Origin of the sequence: Aeromicrobium sp., assembly GCF_014378035.1 — a bacterium.
Taxonomy (GTDB): Bacteria; Actinomycetota; Actinomycetes; order Propionibacteriales; family Nocardioidaceae; genus Aeromicrobium.
This window is the reverse complement of the sequence record NZ_JACMOM010000374.1, coordinates 1-5,766: the sequence shown is the minus strand read 5'-3', so window position 1 is coordinate 5,766 and position 5,766 is coordinate 1. Positions and strand designations below refer to the sequence as shown.

The following is a 5,766-nucleotide window of genomic DNA, read 5'->3' as shown; positions in this document are numbered from 1 at the left end:
CGATCGATGTGGCTAGGAAGACGCCGCCGCAGGTCACGTGCGGCGATCTGCTGGAGGTGCTCCCCGAACAGGTGGACATCGCTCGGAAGTACGGCGAAGTTGTGGGGTTTCACTGTGCGGTCATCGCCTACCTGGACCTTGAAGAAAGGGCAGAATTTCAAGCGATGATGCTGCGCCTCGTGAACGACGGCGCGTGCCGGTGGGTCAGCAACGAAAGCAAGCGAGTTTTACCTGACATTGCGTCATCCGGACCTACGATTCCAAACGAATTGTCCACCTTCGTCCTTGGACTCGATGGTCAAGCGGTGGCGTGGACCCACGGTCACGGGACCAGTATGAAATGGGTGCAGGCCAACCGTCGAGTTGGTTAGCCGCCCCCGAGGCGCGCGAATGGGCATTCCTATGGGTTTCGGTGTCTGACGACGACGTCAACAGCGTGGAAGCGGATGACCCGCCTGCAGGTATCCAAGTGACTGTGCCGCGAGGGTTGGCGGTAGCTCGGCGACCAGGCCTCTGAGTGTGACGTTCCTGGCCGCAGCGAGGTCGATGCCCAGGGTTCGGAGTTTGCCCTTCGGAGATTGGACGTGCATGCGCTGTTCGGCGATGGTGCTTATGAACAGCCATCCGCCCAAAAGCCCCTCCAGATTATGTATGCAGAGTGGAGAAGTGCGGCTCATGGCGAACCAAGCATTGGAATCGCAGGGATTCTGTATGTTGCGTGTTCGACGCCCCGAAAGATGCGGAGACACGACGGTCGGCGCGGTTGGCACAATCCGTCGTCATAGGTGCCCAGTTTCTCGCCATTGCAGCAGTATCGCGCCCCAAAGGAAGTCGTGACGCCCTCATGATCAGGGGAGTCCTATTCAGCAGAATATGCGATTAGTCCACTTTAACCTGACATAATGTGCATTATCGGTCATTGGACAGGACAGGTAGGCAGATGTGAAACGACACGTCTCAGCCTGCTACTTGGCTGTCGGCGCAGGCCGGGAGTGACGCCATAGAGCAAGACGATCGTGGGAATGAGCAGCTTTCCCCGGCCGCGCCCATCAGTGCGCGACGATTGCGAACAGGACGCCAGCAACGAGTCCCAAACAAAGTTGCACCGCCCTTGGCAGATCGATCGAGTCGACATGCCCCAGGTGCGTGGAATCTGGTGCAGCGGTGACTGGACGAGTTGCCCCGGCGGGATCACCTGTCTCAGGCCTCCACGCGGAAGGCTGGGAGGCTTGATCCATGCCGTTTCAACTTGAGACTTCGCGTCTCCGTCTAGTACCACTGTCCGCAGTGAACGGTCCCGATCTCGCAGCCGTCTACAGCGATCCGGATGTGGCCCGTCACATCGGTGCCGAGCGACTGACTTTCGACGAAACGGTGGCTCAGGTCGGTCGGTTTGTGGAGGTTTGGCAAAAATGGGGGTACGGCCAAGCTGCCGTCATCGAGAAGGCGACGAATGCTTTCATCGGACGGGTGGGACTTCATCCTTGGACGGACTGGAACGAGGTCGAGCTGGGTTGGGTCATCGCGCGCAGTCATCAGCGCAAGGGCTTCGCGACCGAAGCGGGCCGGGTTTGGATCGATTGGGCCAGCGAGCACCTGCCTGACGACTACCTGATATCGGTGATTCACCCGGACAACACAGCGAGCATCTCCACTGCCATCAAACTCGGATTCGACTTCGCCCGAGACGACGAAACGCCGTGGAATCCCGTGGTGGTGTATCGCCGCCGACTCGGCGCTCACTGACACGACGCCTTGCCAATTCAGTAGGACGAGTACGAACAGAGAGACGATTCGTCGCACCCTGCCGCCCGTCTAGTCCTGAACGTGGTTCATACTTCGAACTTGTCAGGCTCGACAGAGGCTGGCTTCGCGGACGTGGTGTAGTTGCAGCACGCTTCCCTTCCAGGGAATGAGTCGAGGTTCAAATCCTCGCGTCCGCTCCACATGCCGGAACCGGACCCCAGCTGCCGGGAAACTACGATCGCTGGATGAACGCGAACCTTGTCACGAAGAACCTCGCTGGCGGGCACGCTCACCGCATCTTGTTCGAGTCCCTCGATCTGACCGTGGCGCCCGGCGACGTGGTCGGCGTGGTCGGTGCCAACGGAGCTGGCAAGACAACGTTGTTGCGCATCCTCGCCGGCGACCTAGACCCGCTCGACGGCTCCGTCTCGACCGCACCGAGCGACGCCTTCGTCGGCTGGCTTCCGCAGGAGCATGAGCGGGTCGCGGGCGAGACTGTCGGCCACTACGTCGCCCGCCGCACGGGGGCCGCTGTCGCGACCGCTGCGATGGAGCAGGCGGCCGTGGCGCTCGGCGCAGACGACCCCGCTGAGGACGCTGGGGACGCTTACGCGCACAGTCTCGACCACTGGCTGGTCAGCGGTGCCCCGGATCTGGACGATCGGCTGCCACCGATGCTGGCCGATCTCGGCCTCGACGTCGGCCCAGACGCGTTGATGACGTCACTTTCCGGTGGACAGGCTGCCCGAGCAGCGCTGGCTGCGCTTCTTCTCAGCCGCTTCGACATGGTGTTGCTTGACGAGCCCACCAACGACCTCGACCTCGCGGGTCTGGAGCGTCTGGAGGGTTTCGTACGGGGGCTCCGAACCGGTGCTGTGCTGGTCTCCCACGACCGCGAGTTCCTCTCAAGGGTCGTCACTCGCATCGTCGAACTCGACCTGGCCCAGCACCACGTAGCAGTCTACGACGGTGGGTACGACGCGTTCCTTGAGGAGCGGGCTGTTGCACGTCGGCATGCACGGGAGGCTTATGAGGAGTTCGCCGACACGAAGGCCGACCTGGTCAATCGTGCGCGTACTCAGCGCGAGTGGAGCTCCCAAGGCGTCCGCAACGCCATCAAGAAGGCCCCCGACAACGACAAGATCCGCCGCAAGGCGAGCGCGGAGTCCTCGGAGAAGCAGGCCCAGAAGGTCCGCCAGATGGAGTCCCGGATCGCACGCCTGAAGGACGTTGAGGAGCCCCGCAAGGAGTGGGCGCTGCGCTTCACGATCGGCAGCGCCCCACGCTCCAGCTCCGTCCTCGCAACTCTCGACGAGGCCACCGCGAGCCTCGGCCGGTTCACGTTCGGCCCGGCCTCGCTCCAGGCCGGGGCAGGTGACCGGATCGGTGTCACCGGTCCCAATGGCGCCGGCAAGACGACGCTGCTGCGGCTCCTCCTCGGCCGGCTTGCGCCCGTGACCGGAAGAGCCAGTCTGGGGACCTCCGTCGCGGTTGGCGAGATCGACCAGGCTCGCACCGGGCTGGCCGAGGACCTCCCTCTGGGGACTGCCTTCGAGACGGCAATTCCACAGATGCCCCCCGCCGACGTCCGGACGCTGCTGGCGAAGTTCGGTCTCAAGGCCGAAGAGGTCACCAGCCTGGTCGGCAGGCTCTCACCGGGCGAGCGGACCCGTGCCGCGATGGCGCTGCTCCAGGCTCGCGGGGTCAACCTCCTCGTCCTCGACGAGCCCACCAACCACCTTGACCTACCAGCGATCGAACAACTCGAAGGAGCCCTCGAGTCCTACGAGGGCGCCCTGCTACTCGTCTCGCACGACCGCCGACTGCTGGACAACGTCCGACTCGACCAGCGCTGGCATGTCCAGAATGGTCAGGTCACCACCCACAGACGGGCTGCCCAATGACGGGATAGTTGTGCAACGACGTCAATCCCCCGTCAAAGCACGATCCGCTCGTGATGTTCCGCCGTTGCCCGCGCACCACCGCGCCACGGCGGGCTGTTGCCACTGACGAACTACGCCGGATCTTGGTCGAGCCGCACTGCGCATACTGTGAAAGGTGGCGGGTGTCCGCCTACGCCTCAGCCTTTCGATCAAGGGAGCAGACCATGGCACGCGGTGACCACGTATACGTGCTCCGCCCGCTCGGGTACACGCATCACGGCATCGATTGCGGTGACGGCACGATCATCCACTTCACGGGGGAACCTGCGAAGAAGACCGACGCGAGGGTGGCACAAACACCTCTTGCCGAGTTTGCGCTGGACAGCATCGTCCATCTGCGTCAATACAGCTCGAGGTCTGCTGACGATGACGTCATCCGTCGCGCAACTTCCAAGCTGGGCAGCAGGGAATACAACCTCTTCACGAACAACTGCGAGCATTTCGCCACCCGGTGCTGTACTGGGAGGACGACGAGTCGGCAGGTTCGGATGGCAGCCTCGCTGACAAGTTTTGGCGCTGCCATGGTCGCCGCTCCGTCGGCCGTCACCGGGGTCGCCGGAATCGGTGTCTACGTTGCCTCGCACAAGATTCGAGGCGTGAAGCACAAGAGGTGGACTCCACCACGGTCACGAGAATTGACTACTGATTCGGCCATCGGATGACGGTCCGTCCTGTTCGCCCTCGCGTGCACTGCCTGGTGACCCCGAGCATCCGTCCGCGGCGGCGGCCGCGCGTCATCGAGTCGTGCGAGAGGAGCCGTCGTGGGTGACCCGTCCGAGGTCGGCAGCGGCCGCGCCTGGGAGGACCAGCGGTCCATCTACGATGCGCTGCGAACCGAAAGCGCTGTCTCGCACGACGATGACACCTGGATCGTGCTGCGGCACGCCGAGGTGGCCTCCGCCGCCACTGACCCCCGAACGTTCTCCAGCAAGGTCACCACGCGTCGTGCCATTCCCAACAGCCTCGACGGTGCTGAGCACGCCTCCTTCCGCGCCGTCGTGGACCGCTACCTCACCGGTGAGCGGGTCGACAGGGAGGAGTCCCAGTGCCGGAAGCATGCCGCCGCCATCGTCGACGCGCTGCCCCGGGGCGTGACGGTCAAGACCATCGCGAGCATTGGGATCCCGTACGCGGTGCGGACGCAGTCGTCATGGCTGGGCTGGCCGCCGGAGCTCGAGGACGAGCTGGTCGGGTGGATCCAGGACAACCATGCGGCGACGCGGTCGGGCAATCGCCACACGATGTCAGCGGTGGCCGAACGGTTCGACCACATGATCCGCGCGCTGCTCGAGAAACGCCAAGGTCAGGCAGTGACCTGCGACGTCACCAGCGAGCTTCTGGGCGACTCGGTGGACGGGCGGCCGCTGACCACCGAGGAGATCGTGTCGATCCTGCGCAACTGGACGGCAGGCGACCTCGGTTCGCTGGCGACCTCGGTAGGTGTCATCGTCCACTTCCTGGCATCAACACCCGAAATTCAGCGTGAGGTGCGGGCGCTCGTCGAGGTGGGTGATCACGCTGCACTGTCTGCGGCCGCGGAGGAAATCCTGCGCATCGATGACCCGTTCGTGTCCAACCGACGCGTGGCTACGCGTCCGGTCAGCCTGGGTGGCGAAGACATCCCTGGGGGCTGCCCAGTCGTGCTGAACTGGACTGCGGCGAATCGGGATCCATTGGTTTTCGGCGATCCCGACCGCTACGACCCTGCCGGCAACGCCGATGCGAATCTGGTGTTCGGCGTCGGACCTCATGTGTGTCCGGGTCGCGCCCTGACCTTGATGGAGCTTCGGGTGATCATCGAAGAACTGCTGATTAGAACCACCTGGATCGAACCCGCTGCAGACCGTCCGGCGGTGCGCGAGACTCCGCCCGTGGGCGGGTGGGCGTGTGTCCCCGTCGTGCTGCGGTAGCGGTCCGATCAGGAGACCGGGTCTAGATCCGGTAGCTCCATGGTGATGATGAGATCACGCGCCACGTCGGTCAACTTGACGTTCTTGTCCTGGGAGTAGCGGCGGAGGATGGAGAACGCGCGGTCGGCATCGATGCCGAAGCGGCCCATCAAGATCCCTTGCGCCTG

Annotated in this window: 6 protein-coding genes and 1 tRNA gene; 6 read left to right on the top strand and 1 reads right to left on the bottom strand. The window is 63.8% G+C overall.

Going from position 1 to position 5,766, the window contains the following annotated elements; translation table 11 throughout:
• From H7290_RS19900 to H7290_RS19880, 6 genes are all read left to right on the top strand, one after another.
• A partial coding sequence (locus H7290_RS19900) for a DUF2332 family protein (RefSeq protein WP_290515759.1) occupies window positions 1-371 on the top strand: 371 nt, incomplete at its 5' end.
• An 865-nt stretch (window positions 372-1,236) separates the two neighbouring features.
• Complete coding sequence (locus tag H7290_RS19895; protein ID WP_290515758.1) at window positions 1,237-1,746, top strand: GNAT family N-acetyltransferase; 510 nt, start codon at window positions 1,237-1,239, stop codon at window positions 1,744-1,746.
• 126 nt (window positions 1,747-1,872) lie between these two features.
• Window positions 1,873-1,946 (top strand) — tRNA-Gly (locus tag H7290_RS19890).
• A gap of 45 nt (window positions 1,947-1,991) precedes the next feature.
• The gene (locus H7290_RS19885; RefSeq protein WP_290515757.1) at window positions 1,992-3,650 is read left to right on the top strand and encodes an ABC-F family ATP-binding cassette domain-containing protein; all 1,659 of its coding nucleotides are present in this window, start codon (window positions 1,992-1,994) and stop codon (window positions 3,648-3,650) included.
• 53 nt (window positions 3,651-3,703) lie between these two features.
• A complete protein-coding gene (locus H7290_RS21435) occupies window positions 3,704-4,351 on the top strand; it encodes a lecithin retinol acyltransferase family protein (protein ID WP_366927659.1) in 648 nt (215 codons plus the stop codon).
• A gap of 99 nt (window positions 4,352-4,450) precedes the next feature.
• Window positions 4,451-5,599, top strand: coding sequence for a cytochrome P450 (locus H7290_RS19880; RefSeq protein WP_290515756.1), 1,149 nt, complete (start codon window positions 4,451-4,453; stop codon window positions 5,597-5,599).
• Between the two features lie 8 nt (window positions 5,600-5,607).
• Here H7290_RS19880 and H7290_RS19875 read toward each other — a convergent pair.
• The coding region (locus H7290_RS19875) for an ANTAR domain-containing protein (protein WP_290515760.1) at window positions 5,608-5,766 on the bottom strand (159 nt) is incomplete at its 5' end.

Excerpts from the sequence above, each read along its gene's own strand:
- H7290_RS21435 (WP_366927659.1), top strand. The coding sequence starts at position 3,704 with ATGTTCCGCCGTTGCCCGCGCACCACCGCGCCACGGCGGGCTGTTGCC.
- H7290_RS19895 (WP_290515758.1), top strand. The coding sequence starts at position 1,237 with ATGCCGTTTCAACTTGAGACTTCGCGTCTCCGTCTAGTACCACTGTCC.
- H7290_RS19885 (WP_290515757.1), top strand. The coding sequence starts at position 1,992 with ATGAACGCGAACCTTGTCACGAAGAACCTCGCTGGCGGGCACGCTCAC.